The sequence below is a fragment of the Pseudomonas cichorii genome (genome assembly GCF_003700275.1).
In the GTDB taxonomy this organism is placed as follows: domain Bacteria; phylum Pseudomonadota; class Gammaproteobacteria; order Pseudomonadales; family Pseudomonadaceae; genus Aquipseudomonas; species Aquipseudomonas cichorii_B.
Map to the genome: position 1 here is coordinate 1 of NZ_RBRE01000079.1, position 19,285 is coordinate 19,285.

The window sequence follows — 19,285 nt, forward strand, 5'->3', positions numbered from 1 at the left end:
AGAGAGTAGATGTGTATAAGAGACAGTGGTGGTGGTGGTGGTGGCAAGGGCGGCGGTTCTGTAAACCCACCGACCAGCACGATGACCGAATTCATTTCCAATGCCACCGTGGTCGATCAGAAAACGGGCAAGGTGTATGTCGGCACTGTAGACCTGAGGCCGACCCTGGAACGTATTAAAAGCGGGGGGTCCTATCCGCATCGCAACGACGGCAGTACATTTGAAAACAGGCCTGATAAAGTGACCGGTCAACGCGGTTTGCCTGTTCAGGGCCGGGGTTACTACACCGAGTATGTACACCCCTCGGTGGGCATTGCCAGCCCCGGGCCTCAACGTATTGTTACGGGTAAGGCTGGAGAGGTCTATTACACTCCCGACCACTACGCCAGCTTCATAAGACTCAACCCTTGAGTATTGGTTAATGACTCCATTCACATTTGTAGACGGTGTTGCGGCTTATGACACTTCCAAGGTTTTTTACGCCCGGCTGGAGCCAGGCATTAGCGACAGTGACTATTTGCTGAGAGCCATCAGCGCGCTGCTCTGGTTTCCCGGATATTTCGGTATGAACTGGAATGCGCTGTATGACTGCTTGCGGGATTTTGAGTGGATTCCGTGCACTAAGGTCGTGCTGGTCCATGAAGCACTGCCAAAAATTCCCGAAGCCGAGTTGAAGGTCTATCTGGAAGTGTTGAGTGACGCGGTTCTTGACTGGAGGGAGGGTGAAGAGCATTCATTTGAAGTGGTATTCCCTGAGTCTGAACGCTCCGATATCGAGCGCTTCTTTGCTCAGGCGTAAGGCAGGCGGTGTGATCCGCTACTTCGCGACTTTCTTCGACGATCTCCCACCCGACGGATCAAAACACTGGCTGTCATACAGCGGGCTCTTGCACTGCGATACGGCCGTCGGCGGCGGTGGCCGGTCTTTCTGGTATTGCTTGTAGCTTTCCGTCTCGTAGACAGTCACTTTCGCGCGGCCGCTGACTTTCAGGTATTCGGTGGCTTTCAGGTTGATCTTGTGGGCATGGTCCACGGGTTCGCCCTGGCGCAGCATCTTCTGCGGGCCTTGTCTTTGTACGGAGACCTCTGCGCTGCCGTCGGCGCAGGGAATTGCGGCAAAGCTCACCCGGCCTTCAGGCGATGTGCATTTGAATATTTCGCTGTGGGCGTTGCCGGTGAAGTTCAGCGCGGCGACTGCCAGCGCCAGTGAAGGCCATTTCATCAAGTCTCTCCATTTGTGGCGCAAGGCTAGCATTTGCCAGTAATTTCGGCTAGCTGGCGAGATGCATGCACCGTTGGTCTGTCGCGTTGCACTCTGGTGGGCTGAGGGTTTCTGAATTTCATGCGGCAAATTCAACCCATCTCACTGGAGGTATGCATGAACGGTGATAAATCGAAGACTGGCAATCACGACGATCTGGATTTCAACCCGGAATCCCCGGATGCCGACGATCCGCAAGTAGACCCTGTGAAGCCTGCAAAGACGCCGGCCAAAGATAAGGGCACAAGTGACGATTACCCGCCTTACACCCCTGACAAGTAAGCTCGGCTACTTGTTAGCCTCAAGGTATTCCAGCAGATCCTCCATGCGCTGGTCGTTGCCCCGCCACCAGAGTTTCATGCGGGTGCCGGGTACGACTTCGCCGGGGGCCTGGATAAAGGCGCTGAGTTTTTCGCGGGTCCAGACGATGCCGGAAGCCTGCATTTGCGGGGTGTACTTATAGTCCCCGGCCTGTGCGGCTTGGCGACCGATGATGCCGGTAAGGGGAGGGCCGAATGAACTGCGGGCCGAGGGGCCGATCTTGTGGCAACCGGCGCAGAGACCGGTGAAGACTGCCTTGCCAGCTTCGGCATCGCCAGCAGCCTGGGCAGTTGTCGGGATCAACAAGGCCAGTAGCAATGGCACGGTTTTTTTCATGTGCGTCCTTTGAGGCATTTTTCAAACGCCGAAAACCACGAAGCCCCTGCAATTCGTTGAATTCAGGGGCTTCGCGTTTTTCTAATTTGGCGGTGAAGGAGAGATTCGAACTCTCGATACAATTTCTTGTATACACACTTTCCAGGCGTGCTCCTTAAGCCACTCGGACACTTCACCGTATCTCTTCAGACTGTTGTGTCTGTCGAGGCGCGCTAATGTAGTCGAAACGTTTTCTTAACGCAAACCTTTTTTCCAGAATTTTCATGCGCTTAAGCAAAAAGTAGCGCTTTGGGGTTCGCCCCCGGTTTTGTGGCTGAGCCGGGGGGCGATGCCGGGCAGGCAATCAGGCGCTGAAGCCGCCGTCGATGCTCAGGCTGGCGCCGGTGATGTAGCCCGCTTCCGGGCCTGCAAGGTAAGCCACGAAGCTGGCGATTTCTTCACTCTTGCCGTAGCGGGGGATGGCCATGAAGGTCATGAGGCTTTCAGCGAATTCGCCATGGGCCGGGTTCATGTCGGTGTCCACCGGGCCGGGCTGGACGTTGTTGACGGTGATGCCCTGCGGACCGAGGTCGCGGGCCAGGCCTTTGGTGAGGCCGACCAGTGCCGACTTGCTCATGGCATAGGGCGCGCCACCGGCGAAGGGCATGCGCTCGGCGTTGGTGCTGCCGATGTTGATGATGCGGCCACCTTCGCTCATGTGCCGGGCCGCTTCCTGGCTGGCGATGAACACGCCACGGACGTTGATGGCGAGGATTCTGTCGAAGTCGTCCAGATTGAACTGGTCCAGCGGTGCGACGGCGAGCACGCCTGCATTGTTGACCAGGATATCCAGGCCGCCGAAGGTTTCGGCGGTAGTCTGCACGGCGTGACGAATGGCGTTGGCATCGGCGCTGTCTGCGCGGATGGCCAGGGCCTTGTCGCCATTGGCATTGATGCTGTCCTGCAGGTCGAGTGCGTTGATTTCGGAACTGACGTAGGTAAAGGCCACGGCCGCGCCTTCCTGAGCCAGACGCCTGACGATGGCGGCACCGATACCGCGAGAGCCGCCTTGCACAAGTGCCACTTTGCCGGTGAGGTTGCGATGCTGGATCATGGTGTTCTCCTGTGGGGTTGCATCGTTGAAGACAGCTGACGCTGGACGGTGTGGAGGTTTGAGCATAGACATTGCCGGAGCGCAGGCACTGTCATACATACTGCTGTGATCTGAACCCGTGACGGAGGAGTGATTCAATTAAATGAATATTCATGCCAACAGCGCTTTGATCCTTATCGACCTGCAACAGGGCATCAACCATCCGAAACTGGGGCGTCGCAATAACCTGCAAGCCGAGACACAGATCTCGTCGTTATTACAGGCGTGGCGCCAGAGCGCGCGGCCAGTGATGCATGTCAGGCACTTTTCCAGGTCGGCCGATTCAGTGTTCTGGCCGGAGCAGGCCGGTGTTGATTATCAGCCAGCCTTCGTGCCGCATGCTGGAGAGCGCGAATTGCGCAAACAGGTTCCCGATGCGTTCTGCGGCACGCAACTGGAAGCGTGGTTGCGTGAAGCGTCGATTTCACAACTGGTCATCGTGGGCGTCATCACCAATAATTCGGTGGAGTCCACGGCGCGCAGCGGCGGCAACCTGGGGTTTGAGGTGATCGTGGTGCATGACGCCTGCTTCACTTTCGACCAAGCGGATTTTTTCGGAACCCCGCACAGTGCCGAAGAGGTGCATGCCATGTCGCTGGGCAATCTGCATGGGGAATATGCAACCGTGCTCGGCACGGCAGAAGTCTTGCAGCGCCTGTAGCCTCATGGGTTCTGCAGAAACACCACATAACCCCTGAACCATGCGCTGTCCTGCAGATAACCCGGCGCCTGCCATTCGCCACCCTGGATCAGGCCGATCTTGAACGGCAGGCCGAGGCGGTTCATGCGCGGCAGGTAGGCGGCGTAGTCCGGGATACTGTGGCGGCCTTGATAGGTCTGCACCACCACTTCGTCTACCACGCCCTTGAGCTCGCCAATGGCGTTGGCGTCGGCGTTGCTGCTCCAGTCCATCAGGCCGGTGATGCTCAGCCGGTATTGGGCGGGCAGGCGGCGGCGCAGGTCGCGCAGGAAGTCGACGTATTCATTCAGGTAGCGGGTGCGGGCATCGAAGTCGATCTGGATGCCGACCAGCGTATTGCCTGCCTGTCGCCAGCGCTCGACCTGACCGAACAACTGGCGGTAGACCGACTCCGGCCAGCGCAGGGTGTGGGCGCGATACACCACCCAGAGCTGTTCATGGGGCAGCCGGGTCACGCTCATGCCCTGAGCGATGAAATCCACCCGCTGTTGCGGATCGCGGCGTGAACTGCTGATCTGGCCTTGCAGCACATACAGGGTTCTGGCCTGCTCCAGCACCGGCTGCGCAGTGACGCCACCCCATAGCCAGAAGGCGTCGTAATCAGCCGCGTCCACTGCTGCCTGGGCATGAACCGGGTTCAGCAGCCAGAGCAGCGGCAGGCAACGCCAGAGTTTCATCGACATCTACCAGTAATACTGCAGCGATTTGCCCCAGCGGGTCGCGGCGAAGTCGCCTTTCAGTTGCTTGAACCAGGCCTTGCGTACGGAGGGTTCCACGTCCTTGCCGCCGCAACTGTTATAGCCCGAGGGCGCATAGCAGTTGATGGCCCGAAACAGCGCGTAGGCCTTGTCGTCGCGTGCCGCCTTGGGGTTGGCGATGACCTGTTTATAGCCGTCGAGCCGGGAGAAGACTTCACCGGCAAAGCCCGGTGCACTGCCGCCCAGACTGTCGGCATGCCGGCGCTGGTCCAGCGGCATGCTGTCCAGATGATTGCGCAGGATGAACTCGCCCAGGCAGTTCAGGCCCTGCGGGTTCTTGTTGTCAGCCTGTAAGGCCGCTGCGGTCTGGGCAATGCTCGGGCAGCTGTAACCGGATTCTGCCTTGTCGCCTTGCCAGTGGAAGAGCGCCAGTTCCGGTCCTTTGTCGTATACGTAACCCAGGCTGTAGCCCAGTTTTTCGTCGGGTGGTGTCGTCGGCAACTGTTTGAAGTCTTCGCCGAAGTCGGCGTAGCGGCTGCGCAGCAGGTCCTTGTAGAGGAGCACGAACTGCGCGGTGTTGCGTTCGGTGGCATTCAGGCCCTTGGTGCTCTGCTGGCGCAGCAGGTCGGCATCGGCCACATGCCTGAGCAGGGTATAGCGGACCTGTTCGGACTGGATCGGCGAGTCGGGCGCGAAGACCCTGGCCAGTTGTTCGTCACGCTCGTAACTCATGGCCAGGGCCATTTCCAGTTGTTCGCGTTGCAGCGGTTGCCTGGCCAGCGGCAGCAGGTTTTCCCAGAGTGACTGGGCGGCTTTCCAGTCCTGGCCGGCTTGCAGCGCCAGGCCGCGCAGGATCTGCTGGCTGAAGGACAGGTAATCGAGGTTGCTCGGCAGTTCGTCTGGCAGCAGCGTCAGGGCTTTGCCCGGATTGTCTTCGACATACAGAGCAAACGCGGCCTGCAGATACGCATACAGCGCCGGCTGTTCGGCAAAGATCGCCTTCTGCGCCTGCAGGTCGGCTGCGCTGAGTTTCGGGGTCGATTGTTCGCGCATCCACATCAGGTCATTGATGGCCATCAGCAAGGGTGTTTGCAGCGTTTGCCTGTTGACCGTCAGCAGCTTGATATCCACCTCGCTGACCAGCTCGTCCAGCGACACGTTGCGTTGCGCCGCCGTGGTTTGCGTCAGTTGCAGGGCGAAATCCCCGGCGAGTTTGTCGGAGTCGTTGGCCAGCCAGTGGACACGACGCATCAAACCGCGCGCCGAAGCGGCGTACTCGCCTTGCGGATAAGCCTGCAGGTAATGCTCGAAGCCGTCCTGTGCCTGTTGCAGGCGAGTCGTGTCCAGTTGCTCGGCAGTGCGTTCGCTGTATTCATTGAAGGCGTTTTGCTGGGCATCGTTCAGGGCGGTGCGTGCGCTCATGTACAGGGCGGTCTGCTTGAGCCAGGGCTGCGGGTTTTCACTCAGGGCTGCGAAGCCTTTTGCTGCTTCGGCAAAGCGCCCGCTGTAAAAGTCGCTGGCGGCGCGCAGATAAGTGGCGAATGCCTGGCCGGTTGCGGACTGAATATCGGCAGGGATCATGCTCGCCTGCTGGCTGGCGTCCCAGCCGCAGAGGCTCAGCAGTTGCAGGCGAGCATTGGCCAGTGTGCGGCGTTCGTTGTCGTTCAGCTCCGGGCTGGCGATCAACTGGCCGATAAAGGCGCTGGCACTTGCCGGGGAATTGCTGCGACAACGGCTGCCTTCACCTTGCAAAAAGGCATCGCCAGCGGCTTCGGTGGCGGGCAGCTTGAGCCCCAGCTTTTCCAGCTGGGGCGTCAATGGGCTGTTGGCCGCGACTGATTGCTCTGCCGGCTCGGTTTCCTGCGCTGCTCCTGGTGGACTCAGGCGATACAGGGCGAAGGGCACCGGGCCATAGCCTTGCGCCTTGTCGTCATTGCTCAATGCATGGGGTTGCAACGCCAGCGCACCCTGATCGGCCAGCAACAGGCGCAGATTGACCTGGCTGTCGTTACCGGGGCTGAGAAATGCCAGATTGCTGCAGACATCCAGTCGCTCCTTGATCAGCGACCAGTTCGGATAACAGGAGTCATCACCGCTGGCCTGCACCTGGGTGCAGAAAACAGAGCCAACAGCCAGTGCCAGAGCAGTCAACAGGCGGGTGCGCATGGGGGGCGTCCTTGATCCGTGGTTACAAATTCCGACGATCATACCCGTGGCTTTATTGCCGACGGACAAGGGTGATGCAAAAAATTTCAAAAACCAGGTGAGGTAAATCCATTCGGCGCACGTGTTAGTGAGAATCAGATTCGTTTCAAGACGAACGCCATCACGACTCGGGAGCTCGTTGTACCCATGACAAAGCATCAAGCCGGTTCTTGCATACCAACCCAAAACGCTGTCTTGCCTATGGAGCGGGCTTGTTTCTCATTGCGTCAGAGCCCGGTGCCGATGCTCGGCCTGTGTTCGGCGGCCGTGTTGCTCTGCGCTCTTGGCGGCATGCCTGCGGCCTTCGCTGCTGAAGAGTTGCAGCTCAACCCGGTCAATATCGATGCCCGCTCCGAGCCCTCGGAAGCCGGGAACGTCGAGCACAGCGCCACCAGCTATCAGGCGCGCCGGGCGTCGGTGGCCACGCGCAGCGATGCGAGTCTGGTTGAAACGCCGCAGTCGGTGAACGTGGTGACCAACCGGGTGATCGAGGACCGCGCACCTGCCAGCCTCGACGAGGCGATCAATGCGGTGAGCGGCGTCAAGCAGGGCAACACGCTGGGCGGCACCCAGGATGCGATTCAAAAGCGCGGCTTTGGCACCAACCGGGATAACTCGATCATGCGCGATGGCATGCAGTCGGTGCAGGCGCGCAACTTCACGCCGACCACCGAGCGCATCGAGGTGCTCAAAGGTCCGGCATCGATGCTGTATGGCGTGCAGGATCCGGGCGGCGTCATCAATGTGGTGACCAAGAAGCCGCAACTGACGGCAGCGCATTCCATCTCGGTCTTCGGCAGCAGTTTCGGCGGCGGTGGCCAGCAGATCGACCTGACCGGCCCTTTGGGTGACAACGGCCTGGCGTATCGTTTGATCGTCGACGATCAGAACTACGATTACTGGCGCAATTTCGGCAGCATCGACCAGACCGTGGTCGCGCCTTCCATTGCCTGGTATGGCGAAGACACCACCGTCTCGGCCGCCTACGAACATATGGAGTACTCGGTGCCGTTCGACCGTGGCACGCAGATCAACCCGAGCACCGGCAAGGTGCTGGATATTCCGCGCACCCGCCGTCTCGACGAGTCGTTCAACGTCACCACTGGCCGCTCCGACGCGCTGGATCTGCGTATGGAGCACCGCTTCAACGACACCTGGTCGCTGCGCACCGGTTATGGCTACAGCCGCAATTATTACAACGACTATCAGTCGCGCTACATGTCGGCCAACTACACCACCGGTGTGGTGACCCGCCGCGGCGATGCGACCCGTGATGCCGAGCAGGTTGCGCACACTGCAACCGTCAATACCCTGGGCAAGCTGTATTGGGGCGATACCTTGCATGAGGTGCTGATCGGTGCCGATTACATGAAGAACGAGCGCGATATGGGGGATGTGATCCGCGACACCCAGGGGGCCGACTTCAACTACAACGCGCCGGTGTATGGCAATGCACCGCTGCCGAGCAGGGTCAGTGCGCCAAACAGTGAGCAGACCGATCATTTGCAGACTCACGCTTTCTTTGTTCAGGACTCGATTCACCTGGGCGAGAAGTGGATTCTGCAAGCCGGTCTGCGCTACGACGCCTTCAAGGAAATGACCGGCAAGGGCCGTCCTTTCATCGTCGGCGCCGACGTCAAGGACAGCAAGGTCGTGCCGCGTCTGGGGCTGGTGTACATGATCCAGCCGGACTGGTCGCTGTACACCAGCTACACCGAGTCCTTCCGTCCCAATACCTCCATCGCGACACCGATTGGCGAACTGCCGCCGGAAGAGGGCAAGGCCTACGAATTCGGTACCAAGTTCCAGAACGATGCGATTACCGCTACGGTTGCGCTGTTCAATATCAACAAGAAGAACGTGCAGACCTCGGAAACCTGCGGCACTGAAACCTGCACCCGGGTTTCCGGTGAAGTGCGCTCCCGTGGGCTGGAAGCGGATATCACCGGGCAGATCAACGAGAACTGGAGCCTGACCGGTAGCTACGCCTACACCGACACCGAGGTTCTGGAAGATCCGGTCCTCAAGGGCCAGCCGCTCGATGGCGTTTCCAAACACACCGCTGCGCTGTACCTGACCCGTGATTTCGGCCATGTGGGCATTGGTAACCTGCGCGCTGGTGCCGGTGCACGTTATGCCAGCCGCTGGGGCGTGAACGATGGCACCGGTGTCGAGTACTACCTGCCATCCTCGAAAGTGGCCGATGTGTTTGTCAGCTACAAGATGAAATTCGACGACCGTGACCTGACCCTGCAACTGAACCTGAAGAACATGTTCGATGAACACTATTACGTGTCCAGCAGTGGCCTGGGTTCGCCCGCCATCGTGATTGGCGAACCCCGCCAGTTGATCGCCAGGGCCAAACTGGACTTCTGAACCGCGTAGGTGAATTCATTCGCAAGAGGCCGGCACATCCACAAGAAATGTATCTTCTGGAATAGGGTTTTCGCGGATGAATCCGCTCCTGCAGGCGCCGGGTAGGAGCGGATTCATCCGCGAAGAGGCAACCCACAACCATGGGCATCACAGCATTCGTTTGAGGGTATTGTCCTTGCGCACAAGGTGATGCCAGATCGCAGCCAGCACATGCAGGCCGATCACGTAATAGAAGATCGATGCCAGCAGCTTGTGCAGGTCCTCGAAGCGTTCGGCGGTACGGTCTGAGGTAGGAAACGGCCAGGGGATTTGCAGGTCGGTAAGCGGGATGGGCAAGGCGCCTTTTTCGACCATGACGGTGAGAAACCCGAGTACCGGCTGCACGAACAAAAATGCATATAGCGCATAGTGCGAGGCGGTCGCTGCGATGCGCAGCGCACCTTCCAGCGGCGGTGTGATTCCTGGCGGGCGGTGACGACGGCGTTCGGCCACGCGGAAAAAGGCCAGGGTTAATATCACGATGCCGACCCAGAAGTGGCTTTGTACAACCAGCAGCCGGTATTCAGAACCCTTGCCGAATTCGCTACGGCTGAGAATCAGGGCATACGCCAGCACAATCAGGGCGGCCATGACCCAATGCAGCCATCTGGCCCGGGAGGTATAGCGTTCACCAGGTTGTGCATCCACTGTTGAGTCCCTTGTTCCAAGGCTGATATTGCATAGCTTAGGAGACAGGCAGAAAGCCTGCATCCGGTTTCAAAAAGACTGTTTCCTGACGCTGCTTCTATCCAAATGACATGAAGCAAGGCTCATGCCCGATGGCCGGCAAACGACTCATTGCGTCTTGAGCGGATAACTGAACCTGCCGCCACTCTGCTCGCAGTCATTTCTGGCCTGGGCCTGTTCCTTGATCTCGTAATACCAGGTAATCACCTGTGCTCCATCGGGCACATTCGCTGTGTCCTGGCCGGGTTCCTTACTTGTAGAGCGCTCGTTGGCCAGAGACTCCTGGGTCGCGGTTGCAGTGCATGACGCCACTGCATCGTCGGGGCAGCTTGCAACCTTGCGTTTCTCCCGCGGCGTCGAACCTTTGTCTTCATTGCTGCACGACCAGTCAATGGCACCTTCCGGCATGCCTTTGTATTCATAGCAGATGTGCGGCTGGATAACCGGAACCTGCTCGCTGGCGGAGCGAGTCAGCACATCACAGGCCTGCCCAAGGGCCAGATTGCTGAGCAGGCAGCCGCTCAGGGCCATACAGAGTCGCAGAGTCATTGTTTTTATCTCTTCGCAAGACCTTTCAAATAATCCGAATCGCAAAGCCTGCTTGAAGTTCAGCCGCCGATGACGAGCGGCAAGGCGACTGTTCATTCGACAAAACACGGAACCTGTGCTTTCGCAGGGCTTCATATGACTTGAATGTCATGAAGGAGCGAGTCTTGACCAGTGCCAGTCCCCCCTTGGGCCACATAACGCCGGTAGCAGCCAATATTTCATTGAATGTGCTGACCATGAACATGCATATGGGTTTTGGCATCTTCAACCGTCGTTTCATTCTGCCGGAGCTGCGCGAAGCGGTGCGCAGTGTGTCGGCGGATGTGGTGTTTCTCCAGGAAGTGCACGGTGAGCATCAGCAGCATGCCCAGCGCATCAAGGACTGGCCGACCATCTCGCAGTACGAGTTTCTCGCCGACAGCATGTGGAAAGACTTCGCGTATGGGCGCAATGCGGTGTACCCGCATGGCGATCACGGCAATGCCCTGTTGTCCAAGTACCCCATCATCCAGCACGAGAACCTCGACATTTCGATTCATGGCACTGAGGAGCGCGGGTTACTGCACTGCATTCTCGATGTCCCGCATTACGGCCATGTGCACGCGGTCTGTGTGCATCTTGGGCTGTTCGAGAGCCATCGGCGGCAACAGCTCAAGCTACTGGCCGGGTTGATGGAGCGCCTGCCGGCCGGAGTACCGGTAATTGTCGCCGGTGATTTCAACGATTGGCGTCTGCGGGCCGATGCGTTGCTGGAGGGAACAGGGCTGCATGAAGTCTTCGTCGAGCGCTTTGGCGCGCCGGCCAAGAGCTTTCCGGCCCGCTGGCCGTTGTTGAGGCTGGATCGGATTTACGTGCGCAATGCGACGAGCCACAGGCCCCGGGTGCTGTCCAACCGGCCGTGGTCCCATCTTTCCGATCATGCACCCTTGGCGGTGGAGGTAACTTTATGAGCAACGAGGCCAGGGAGCAGCAAGGGCAGTGGCGCGATGGTAATTGCGTGGAGCTGCTGATCAACGGCGAGGATTTCTTCTCGCGGGTTTTCGAGTGCATCCGCGCGGCCCGCAAGGAAGTGCTGGTCGAAACCTTCATCATTTTCGAGGACCGTATCGGCAAGGCGCTGCAACAGGCCTTGATCGAAGCGGCCAACAATGGGGCGCGGGTGGTGGTCACGGTGGATGACTATGGCACCTCGGACCTGAGTTCCGGGTTTGTCAAAACCATGCTCGATGCGGGTATCCAGATCCAGTTGTTCGACCCGCGTCCGCGTTTCATGGGCATGCGCACCAATCTGTTCCGGCGCCTGCACCGCAAGGTGGTGGTGATCGATGGCGAGCTGGGGTTTATCGGCGGGATCAACTACAGCGTCGATCACATGACCGACACGGGGCTCACGGCCAAGCAGGACTATGCCGTGCTGGTGCGTGGCCCGATCATCGCCGATATCCATCGCAGCGCGTTGCACATGCTCAGCCCGGCGGTGCGGGACAGCCTCAAGCAGATCCCGCTGAAGCTGAAATACGCCGGTAGTGCGCGGATGATGCTGGCCGAGCGCGACAACAGTAATCACACCACCGATATCGAGGAGCAGTACCTCAAGGCCATTCGCGGCGCGACCCAGCGTATCACCATCGCCAATGCCTATTTCTTCCCCAGCTATCGCTTTCTGCGCGAGCTGCGCAATGCCTCACGACGCGGGGTCAAGGTCACGCTGATCCTGCAGGGCCAGCCGGACATGCCGTTCGTGCGGGTCTGTTCACGCCTGACCTACACCTATCTGTTGCGCGATGGCGTGGTGATCCATGAGTACAAGCAGCGCGCACTGCATGGCAAGGTCGCGCTGATCGATCACGAATGGTCCACCATCGGCTCCAGCAATCTGGACCCGCTGAGCCTGGCACTGAATCTGGAGGCCAATCTGTTCATTCGCGATTCGGCCCTCAACCAGCATCTGCACGAACATCTGCGCGATCTGGCCGCCGCGCACAGCACCCAGATCAGCCTCAAGGGCGCGGCACGTGGCCAGTGGTGGCGGGCGCCGATGATCTTTCTGTGCTTTCACTTTCTGCGCCATTTTCCCGCCATTGCCGGGTTGTTTCCGGTCCACGGCATGCGCCTCAAGCCGGTGAGGGCAGGGGATGTGATACCCGAGGCGCGAGTCATCGAACAGCAGGCCCGCCAGGATTTGCCGGATCAGGAGCAATCGTCATGAGCCACGTCGCCGAGGCGTCATCGAGCAATAGCCAGGGAACCCGCTGGAAGTGGGCCAAGCGTGGCTTGAATGTATTTTTCTTTATCGCCGTGCCCGTGCTGCTGTTCATGCTGGTCAAGAATCTCGACTGGCAGGAAGTCAGCCATGCCTTGCAGTCCTACAAGGCCAGTACCCTGGGCATTGCGGCTCTGGTTGCGTTGGCCAGTTACCTGACCTATTGCGGGTTCGATATCCTGGCGCGTCATTACACCGGCCATAAACTGTCGGTCCAGCAGGTCGTGCCAGTGACGTTCGTCTGTTATGCCTTCAATCTCAACCTGAGTTCCTGGGTGGGCGGAATTGCCCTGCGCTATCGGTTGTACTCGCGGCTGGGGCTGGACGTGCCGACCATTACCCGGATCCTGAGCTTCAGCCTGATCACCAACTGGCTGGGTTATATGCTGCTGGCGGGTTTCGTGTTCTCGATGGGGTTCATGAGGCTGCCCAAGGCCTGGGAAGTCGGTGCGACGTCCCTGCAATTGATTGGCGTGGGGTTGCTGGTGTTGTGCGCGGCCTACCTGCTGGCGTGCCGCTTTTCCAAACGACGCTCCTGGAACCTGCGTGGCCAGGAGATCGTCCTGCCTTCGCTCAGGCAGGCACTGATGCAAGCCAGCCTTGGCGCATTGAACTGGTCGTTGATGGCATTGGTGATTTACACCCTGCTGCCTGACAACGCTTTTTATCCGACGATACTGGGCGTGTTATTGATCAGCAGTATTGCGGGTGTGATTACCCATATCCCGGCCGGGCTCGGGGTGCTGGAAACCGTGTTCATCACCTTGCTGGCCCAGCAGTTTTCCAAGGGCAGCCTGCTGGCCGCCCTGATCGGTTACCGCGCCATCTACTTCCTGCTGCCGCTATTGATTGCACTGCTGGTGTATGTGGTGCTGGAAAAACAGGCGAAAAAGCTCAGCGCCAGTAATCAACAACGGTCGTAGCAGCGAATTTATTCGCGAATAAATTCGCTCCTGTCGATAGTCTTTGTTGGCCGGGATACCACCGCGAAGTGGCAAGACGGCTTCTACTGTCGGGCAAACATTTTCACTGCATCCACCGCATTGCTGGTGCCTTCGCTGATCTGCACGATCACCGAGCCGGCCTGGTCCGCCAGATCGACGCCCTTGACGGCGTTGTTGCGGGTGTTGTCCATGCTGTCGATGGCCTGACGGGTTTCGTTCTGGATCACACCGATCATTTCCGAGATTTCGGCGGTCGAGCGGCTGGTACGGCCGGCCAGTTGCCGTACTTCGTCGGCCACCACGGCAAAGCCTCGACCCTGATCACCGGCACGCGCTGCTTCAATGGCGGCGTTCAACGCCAGCAGGTTGGTCTGTTCGGCAATGCTGCGAATGGTGTTGACGATGGCGGTAATCTGCTCCGAGCGTTCGCCCAGTTGAGTGATGATCCGCGACGAATCCTCGATGTTCACCGAGATCTGGCGCATTTCGGTCGCCGCCTGCTGAATCACCTGAGTGCCCTGTTCGGTGACTTTCCGGGTCTGTACCGAGATGTGATAAGCCTGCGCGGCACTGTTGGAATCGCGTTCATGTTGCTCGACGCGGGCGGTGATGTCCGAGGCGAACTTGATGATCTTCCAGAGCTTGCCGTTGACGTCATAGACCGGGTTGTAACTGGCTTCCAGCCACAGGATCTGGCCATGGCGGTTGACCCGCTTGAACTGGCCGCTGAAAAACTCGCCCTTGTTCAGGCGTTTCCAGAAGTCGGCATATTCGCTGCTGCTACTGATTTCCTGTGGGCACAGCATTCGATGGTTCTTGCCGACCAGCTCTTTTTCGCTGTAGCCCATCAACCGGGTCAGGTTGTCGTTGGCGCATAGAATCCGGCCTTCCAGGTCGAACTCGATCACCGCCATGGCGCGATCCAGAGCCTGGAGCTTGTTTTTCGCTTCGCTGTCGGCCTGCACCTTGGCAGTAATGTCCAGGGCGTACTTGACGATTTTCACGGTCTTGCCCGAACTGTCCTTGACCGGGTTGTAACTGGCCTCCAGCCAGACCGTCTGGCCATTGCCTGCCACACGACGGAAAGTCTCGGATACGAATTCTCCGGCTCGCAGACGTGACCACAGCCGGGCATATTCGGGGCTGCGTGCATATTCGGGCAGGCAGAATATCCGGTGCTCCTTGCCCACCACCTGTTCGCGCTGGTAATGCATGGTTTTCAGGAAGTTGTCATTGGCACTGAGCACAACGCCGGTCAGATCGAATTCGATGGTGGCCATCGAGCGGTCGATTGCTTTCAATAACCAGTCTTGTTGTTCGACAGTGTTCTGGAGGGCAATTAATTCTTTCTTGTTTGAATTAAATAGCATGGCGGCGTGGCTCAGGAGGAAGTGGCAGTAAAAGTTCCCGTCCTTCGGCCTGGGGTGCGTAAGGCACTCGTGCGTATCCTTCTGCGATGATGGCACTATAGGTGGCAAGTATGGGGTTTGACAACGGATTATGAAAAAAATACTCGGATGATAATGAGGTGCAACTTTATTATTAATCCGAGCGTTGTTTTAAATTGTTTTAATGAAAAGTTTCAATCAAATGAATAGAGAATATTTTTTGACGCCAGCCAGATAGCAGGCGTATCGCGATAAATAGAGTAACTACTCAACTATCAGGAAGTTTCGGCTCAATCGTCGAAACCTGCCTGTTCGTGAATTTCGTCCACTTTCAATTCCAGACGATAAGCCACGGCGATGAACAGGGCCTGACACAGGCAGAGTGTGGCACTCAATGAACGGAAGGCGAATGAGCTGCCTTCATTGACCAGCAACACCGAATTGGCCCGTTTGGCCAGTGGCGAGAGATTGCTGTCGGTGATGATCATGGTCTTGGCCTGATTGTGCTGGGCGATCCGCAGGCAATGCTGGGTTTCCTTGCCGTAAGGGGTAAAGCTGATGGCGATCACCAGATCGTTGGCGCGTACGCTGCGCATCTGTTCCCGGTAACTGCCGCCCAGGCCGGAAATCAGGTGGATACGCTTGTTGGTGTGTTGCAGGTTATAGACCAGGTAATCGGCCACGGCGAAGGAGCGGCGCACGCCCACCACGTAGATATTGTCGGCGTTGACCACCAGATCCACGGCCTTCTCGAATTCATCGTCGTCCAGGTCCGCGCCCAGGCGCTCCAGACCGGACAGGGTGGCATTCACACACTCGCGCGCCAGATCGCCACCACGGGCTTTCTGCGATTTGTTGGCGATCATGTTGCGGATGCGCTGCTGGTAATTCTGTACCGGCGTGGTCTTGTGTGTGTAGGCCTCGCGGAACAGGGCCTGCATTTCGCTGAAGCCGCTGAAGCCGAAACGCTGCGAGAAACGCACGATGGCCGAAGGATGAACTTCGCATTCGCGAGCGATATCGCTGATGCGGTCGACCATGATCCTGTCGCTCTGCTGGCTCATGTAACTGGCAATACGCTTGAGCTGACGGGGCAGGGCGTCATATTCATTGGTGATCAGCCGCAGCAGACCTTCGGCGCTGGTCGGTGGCGTATCGAGGCCCGTGTCTGGCGGAGGCGGCTGGTCGGTGTTGTGCATGTTTCCATCCTTCTACTTGTTCTTTAGGGCGTCAGGCGCGGTACGAAAGTAGGCTAGCGTCGCTGATCGGCGCTGATCTGGCAGCTTTCGTACCTGGTCTTGAACTATATCTCACCTGCCTGCCCAGTATGCCAGTGCTCCATGCATCAGGTATTGGAAAAAATATTCCACTTGAAAAAATTATAGAATAATTATTGATTGATGCCTCGGGACGTTTTAGGCTCTGTCTCACCAAAGGCATTTCACGCACCTGCTGCGTGACCTGCAGGCTGATAAAAATAACAGGAGCCACCATGGGCCAGACACGCTTTGTCAGTGGGCGTCAGTTGGATCTGATTTGCCTCGGACGCCTTGGCGTCGATCTCTACGCGCAGCAGGTTGGAGCGCGGCTGGAAGATGTCTCAAGCTTTGCCAAGTATCTGGGCGGCTCGTCGGCGAACATCGCCTTCGGCACCGCTCGGCTGGGCCTCAAGTCCGCCATGATCAGCCGCGTTGGCGACGATCACATGGGGCGTTTTCTGGTCGAGTCACTGGCGCGTGAAGGTTGTGATGTCAGTGCAATCAAGCGCGATCCCGAGCGTCTGACCGCCATGGTGCTGCTGGGTTTGAAAGATCGTGAAACATTTCCCCTGGTGTTCTACCGGGAAAACTGCGCCGACATGGCCCTGCGTGCCGAGGATATCGACGAAGCACAGATTGCCTCCAGCAAGGCATTGTTGATTACCGGCACGCACTTCTCCACCGACCAGGTCTTCAAGGCAAGCAGTCAGGCGCTGGATTACGCCGAGAAACACAACGTCAAACGGGTTCTGGATATCGATTACCGGCCTGTGCTGTGGGGGCTGGCGGGCAAGGCCGACGGTGAAACCCGGTTTGTCGCCGATCAGCACGTCAGCCAGCATGTACAGCGCATCCTGCCGCGTTTTGACCTGATCGTCGGCACCGAAGAAGAATTTCTCATCGCTGGCGGCACCCAGGATCTGCTCGGTGCCTTGCGAGTGGTGCGCGAACTGACGGCGGCCACGCTGGTGGTCAAGCTCGGGCCGCAAGGCTGCACGGTGATTCACGGTGCCATCCCGGCCCGCCTCGAAGATGGCGCCATCTATCCGGGCGTGCGGGTCGAAGTGCTGAATGTGCTGGGCGCCGGCGACGCCTTCATGTCCGGTTACCTCAGTGGCTGGCTCAAGGACGCCAGCGATGAACGCTGCTGCCAGTTGGCCAATGCCTGTGGCGGGCTGGTGGTATCACGGCATGCCTGTGCGCCGGCCATGCCGACCCCGGCGGAACTCGATTACCTGTTCGACAGCCCGGTGCCCATTACCCGGCCTGATCAGGATACCGCCCTGCAACGCCTGCATCAGGTCAGCGTACCCCGCAGACAGTGGAAGCAGTTGTTCATCTTTGCCTTCGATCATCGCGGCCAACTGGTGGAACTGGCCCAGCAGGCCGGGCGTGAGCTTGGCAGTATCAGCCAGCTCAAACAGCTGTTCATCACGGCCGTCGAGCGTGTCGAGGCCGATTTGCGCAAGCGTGGCGTCGACGCCGATGTCGGCCTGCTTGCCGATCAGCGGTTCGGTCAGGACTCGCTCAATGCTGCCACCGGTCGCGACTGGTGGGTGGCCCGTCCAGTGGAAGTGCAGGGCTCAAGGCCTCTGGCCTTCGAGCATGGTCGTTCCATCGGCAGCAATCTGTTGAGCTGGCCAAAAGAGCAGATCATCAAGTGCCTGGTGCAGTACCACCCCGATGATGAGCCGCTGCTGCGGCTGGAGCAGGAGGCACAGATCAAGGGGCTGTACGAGGCTTCGCAGGTCAGTGGCCATGAATTGCTGCTGGAAATCATTCCGCCCAAGGACCATCCATCGACTCATCCCGACGTGATGTACCGCGCTATCAAGCGCCTGTACAACCTGGGCATCTATCCTGCGTGGTGGAAGATTGAAGCGCAGAGCGCCGAGGTCTGGCAGCAACTGGACGAATTGATTCAGGAGCGCGATCCGTATTGCCGGGGTGTGGTGCTGCTGGGGCTCAATGCGCCGGTCGAAAACCTTGCTGCCGGGTTTGCCCAGGCGCGTCACAGTACTACCTGCAAGGGCTTTGCCGTGGGCCGGACGATTTTCCGCGAGCCGAGCCGCGCCTGGATGTCCGGGGAAATCGACGACGCGACCCTGATCAATCAGGTGCAGAGTACGTTTATCTGGTTGATCGAGTCCTGGCGCGAAGCCCGCGCCTGAACCCATCGTCATTGACGCAGTGATAACAACAAGAAAGGTGCAGCCATGCCTGTTTCCGCATCCAACATTCGCATCGGCATCAACCCGATTTCCTGGAGCAACGACGACCTGCCGGCGCTGGGCGGCGAAACGCCGTTGAGCACAGCCCTGAGCGAGGGCAAGGAAATCGGTTACGAAGGTTTCGAGCTCAACGGCAAGTTTCCCAAGGACGCCAAGGGTGTCGGCGATGTCTTGCGTCCCCATGATCTGGCGCTGGTGTCTGGCTGGTATTCCAGCCGTCTGGCGCGGCGCTCGGTGGCCGAGGAAATCGAGGCCATTGCTTCTCATGTCCAGTTGCTGGCGCAGAACGGCGCTTCGGTGCTGGTGTATGGCGAAGTGGCCGACTCGATTCAGGGGCAGCGCATTGCGCTGGTCGAGCGCCCGCGTTTTCATACCGATGCCGCCTGGCGCGAGTACGCCGACAAGCTCACCGAACTGGCGCGTTTCACGCTCTCTCAGGGCGTGCGCCTGGCTTATCACCATCACATGGGCGCCTACGTCGAGTCGCCTCAGGACATCGACCGCCTGATGGAACTGACCGGCCCCGAAGTCGGGCTGCTGTTCGATTCGGGCCATTGCTACATGGGCGGCGGTGAGCCTTTGCAGGTCTTGAGCAAACACATCGAGCGCGTCTGTCATGTGCATTTCAAGGACGTGCGCAAACCTGTGGTGCAACTGGCGCGCAACCATCTCTGGAGTTTTCCGGACTGCATCGTCAATGGCACCTTTACCGTACCCGGCGATGGCGATATCGATTTTTCGGCGCTGCTCAAGGTCTTGCTGCAAGCCGGTTATCAGGGCTGGCTGGTGGTCGAGGCCGAGCAGGACCCTGCCGTCGCGCCCAGCTATGCCTATGCCAAAAAAGGCTATGACACGCTGCGCCAACTGCTGGTGGATGCCCGATAGCGGAGGATTGA

At 58.7% G+C, this 19,285-nt stretch carries 19 protein-coding genes, 1 tRNA gene and 1 pseudogene; 10 read left to right on the plus strand and 11 right to left on the minus strand.

Annotated elements, in window-relative coordinates; all coding sequences use genetic code 11:
- Positions 1-9: 9 nt before the first annotated feature.
- Positions 10-411, plus strand: coding sequence for a ribonuclease domain-containing protein (locus tag ALQ04_RS20110; protein WP_122317493.1), 402 nt, complete (start codon positions 10-12; stop codon positions 409-411).
- A 10-nt stretch (positions 412-421) separates the two neighbouring features.
- Positions 422-799, plus strand: coding sequence for a barstar family protein (locus tag ALQ04_RS20115; protein WP_122317494.1), 378 nt, complete (start codon positions 422-424; stop codon positions 797-799).
- 18 nt (positions 800-817) lie between these two features.
- Here the strand turns inward: ALQ04_RS20115 and ALQ04_RS20120 are convergent, their stop codons facing one another.
- Positions 818-1,222, minus strand: coding sequence for a DUF4124 domain-containing protein (locus ALQ04_RS20120; RefSeq protein ID WP_122317495.1), 405 nt, complete (start codon positions 1,220-1,222; stop codon positions 818-820).
- A 156-nt stretch (positions 1,223-1,378) separates the two neighbouring features.
- Here ALQ04_RS20120 and ALQ04_RS26965 point away from each other — a divergent pair, with 156 nt between their 5' ends.
- On the plus strand, positions 1,379-1,543 hold the full coding sequence (locus ALQ04_RS26965) for a DUF6021 family protein (RefSeq protein WP_183142233.1): 165 nt from the start codon (positions 1,379-1,381) through the stop codon (positions 1,541-1,543).
- Positions 1,544-1,549: 6 nt separating this feature from the next.
- Here the strand turns inward: ALQ04_RS26965 and ALQ04_RS20125 are convergent, their stop codons facing one another.
- The 3 genes from ALQ04_RS20125 to ALQ04_RS20135 form a co-directional block, all read right to left on the minus strand.
- On the minus strand, positions 1,550-1,918 hold the full coding sequence (locus ALQ04_RS20125; protein WP_122317496.1) for a c-type cytochrome: 369 nt from the start codon (positions 1,916-1,918) through the stop codon (positions 1,550-1,552).
- A gap of 87 nt (positions 1,919-2,005) precedes the next feature.
- Positions 2,006-2,095: transfer RNA gene (locus ALQ04_RS20130), tRNA-Ser, on the minus strand.
- A 166-nt stretch (positions 2,096-2,261) separates the two neighbouring features.
- Complete coding sequence (locus ALQ04_RS20135) at positions 2,262-3,011, minus strand: 3-oxoacyl-ACP reductase family protein (RefSeq protein ID WP_122317497.1); 750 nt, start codon at positions 3,009-3,011, stop codon at positions 2,262-2,264.
- Between the two features lie 142 nt (positions 3,012-3,153).
- Between ALQ04_RS20135 and ALQ04_RS20140 the strand changes: the two genes are divergently transcribed.
- Positions 3,154-3,711 (plus strand): cysteine hydrolase family protein, encoded by a 558-nt coding sequence (locus tag ALQ04_RS20140; RefSeq protein WP_122317498.1) that lies wholly within the window; start codon positions 3,154-3,156, stop codon positions 3,709-3,711.
- Between the two features lie 2 nt (positions 3,712-3,713).
- On the opposite strand, the gene ALQ04_RS20145 is transcribed toward ALQ04_RS20140, so the two are convergent.
- Positions 3,714-4,427, minus strand: a complete 714-nt coding sequence (locus ALQ04_RS20145; RefSeq protein WP_122317563.1) for a DUF3142 domain-containing protein — start codon at positions 4,425-4,427, stop codon at positions 3,714-3,716.
- A 6-nt stretch (positions 4,428-4,433) separates the two neighbouring features.
- Positions 4,434-6,614 carry an outer membrane assembly lipoprotein YfiO gene (locus ALQ04_RS20150; protein WP_122317499.1) on the minus strand — a complete coding sequence of 727 codons (2,181 nt, stop codon included), beginning with the start codon at positions 6,612-6,614 and terminating at the stop codon, positions 4,434-4,436.
- A gap of 282 nt (positions 6,615-6,896) precedes the next feature.
- Here ALQ04_RS20150 and ALQ04_RS20155 point away from each other — a divergent pair, with 282 nt between their 5' ends.
- Complete coding sequence (locus ALQ04_RS20155; protein WP_122317564.1) at positions 6,897-9,029, plus strand: TonB-dependent siderophore receptor; 2,133 nt, start codon at positions 6,897-6,899, stop codon at positions 9,027-9,029.
- 147 nt (positions 9,030-9,176) lie between these two features.
- Here ALQ04_RS20155 and ALQ04_RS20160 read toward each other — a convergent pair whose 3' ends face one another.
- The gene (locus tag ALQ04_RS20160; protein ID WP_122317500.1) at positions 9,177-9,716 is read right to left on the minus strand and encodes a cytochrome b; all 540 of its coding nucleotides are present in this window, start codon (positions 9,714-9,716) and stop codon (positions 9,177-9,179) included.
- A 147-nt stretch (positions 9,717-9,863) separates the two neighbouring features.
- Entirely contained in the window at positions 9,864-10,304 is a 441-nt protein-coding gene (locus tag ALQ04_RS20165) for a hypothetical protein (protein ID WP_122317501.1), read from the minus strand.
- A 164-nt stretch (positions 10,305-10,468) separates the two neighbouring features.
- Between ALQ04_RS20165 and ALQ04_RS20175 the strand changes: the two genes are divergently transcribed.
- From ALQ04_RS20175 to ALQ04_RS20185, 3 genes are read left to right on the plus strand one after another with little or no spacing between them, the layout of a single operon-like run.
- Positions 10,469-11,254, plus strand: coding sequence for an endonuclease/exonuclease/phosphatase family protein (locus ALQ04_RS20175; protein ID WP_183142234.1), 786 nt, complete (start codon positions 10,469-10,471; stop codon positions 11,252-11,254).
- Complete coding sequence (clsB, locus tag ALQ04_RS20180; protein WP_122317504.1) at positions 11,251-12,513, plus strand: cardiolipin synthase ClsB; 1,263 nt, start codon at positions 11,251-11,253, stop codon at positions 12,511-12,513. The genes ALQ04_RS20175 and clsB overlap by 4 nt, the downstream gene beginning before the upstream one ends.
- Positions 12,510-13,490, plus strand: a complete 981-nt coding sequence (locus ALQ04_RS20185) for a lysylphosphatidylglycerol synthase domain-containing protein (RefSeq protein WP_122317505.1) — start codon at positions 12,510-12,512, stop codon at positions 13,488-13,490. The genes clsB and ALQ04_RS20185 overlap by 4 nt, the downstream gene beginning before the upstream one ends.
- Positions 13,491-13,573: 83 nt before the next feature.
- Here ALQ04_RS20185 and ALQ04_RS27720 read toward each other — a convergent pair whose 3' ends face one another.
- The 3 genes and pseudogenes from ALQ04_RS27720 to ALQ04_RS20195 all read right to left on the minus strand — a co-directional run bounded on the left by ALQ04_RS27720 (position 13,574) and on the right by ALQ04_RS20195 (position 16,098).
- A complete protein-coding gene (locus ALQ04_RS27720; RefSeq protein WP_409077279.1) occupies positions 13,574-14,020 on the minus strand; it encodes a methyl-accepting chemotaxis protein in 447 nt (148 codons plus the stop codon).
- Positions 14,021-14,107: 87 nt separating this feature from the next.
- A pseudogene (locus ALQ04_RS27725) lies at positions 14,108-14,881 on the minus strand (PAS domain-containing protein); the annotation flags it as partial.
- A gap of 308 nt (positions 14,882-15,189) precedes the next feature.
- The gene (locus tag ALQ04_RS20195) at positions 15,190-16,098 is read right to left on the minus strand and encodes a MurR/RpiR family transcriptional regulator (RefSeq protein ID WP_122317507.1); all 909 of its coding nucleotides are present in this window, start codon (positions 16,096-16,098) and stop codon (positions 15,190-15,192) included.
- A 293-nt stretch (positions 16,099-16,391) separates the two neighbouring features.
- Between ALQ04_RS20195 and iolC the strand changes: the two genes are divergently transcribed.
- Together iolC and iolE are read left to right on the plus strand one after the other, a co-directional pair.
- Positions 16,392-18,329 (plus strand): bifunctional 5-dehydro-2-deoxygluconokinase/5-dehydro-2-deoxyphosphogluconate aldolase, encoded by a 1,938-nt coding sequence (gene iolC, locus ALQ04_RS20200; protein ID WP_122317508.1) that lies wholly within the window; start codon positions 16,392-16,394, stop codon positions 18,327-18,329.
- Positions 18,330-18,374: 45 nt separating this feature from the next.
- On the plus strand, positions 18,375-19,274 hold the full coding sequence (gene iolE / locus ALQ04_RS20205; RefSeq protein WP_122317509.1) for a myo-inosose-2 dehydratase: 900 nt from the start codon (positions 18,375-18,377) through the stop codon (positions 19,272-19,274).
- Positions 19,275-19,285 lie beyond the last annotated feature (11 nt).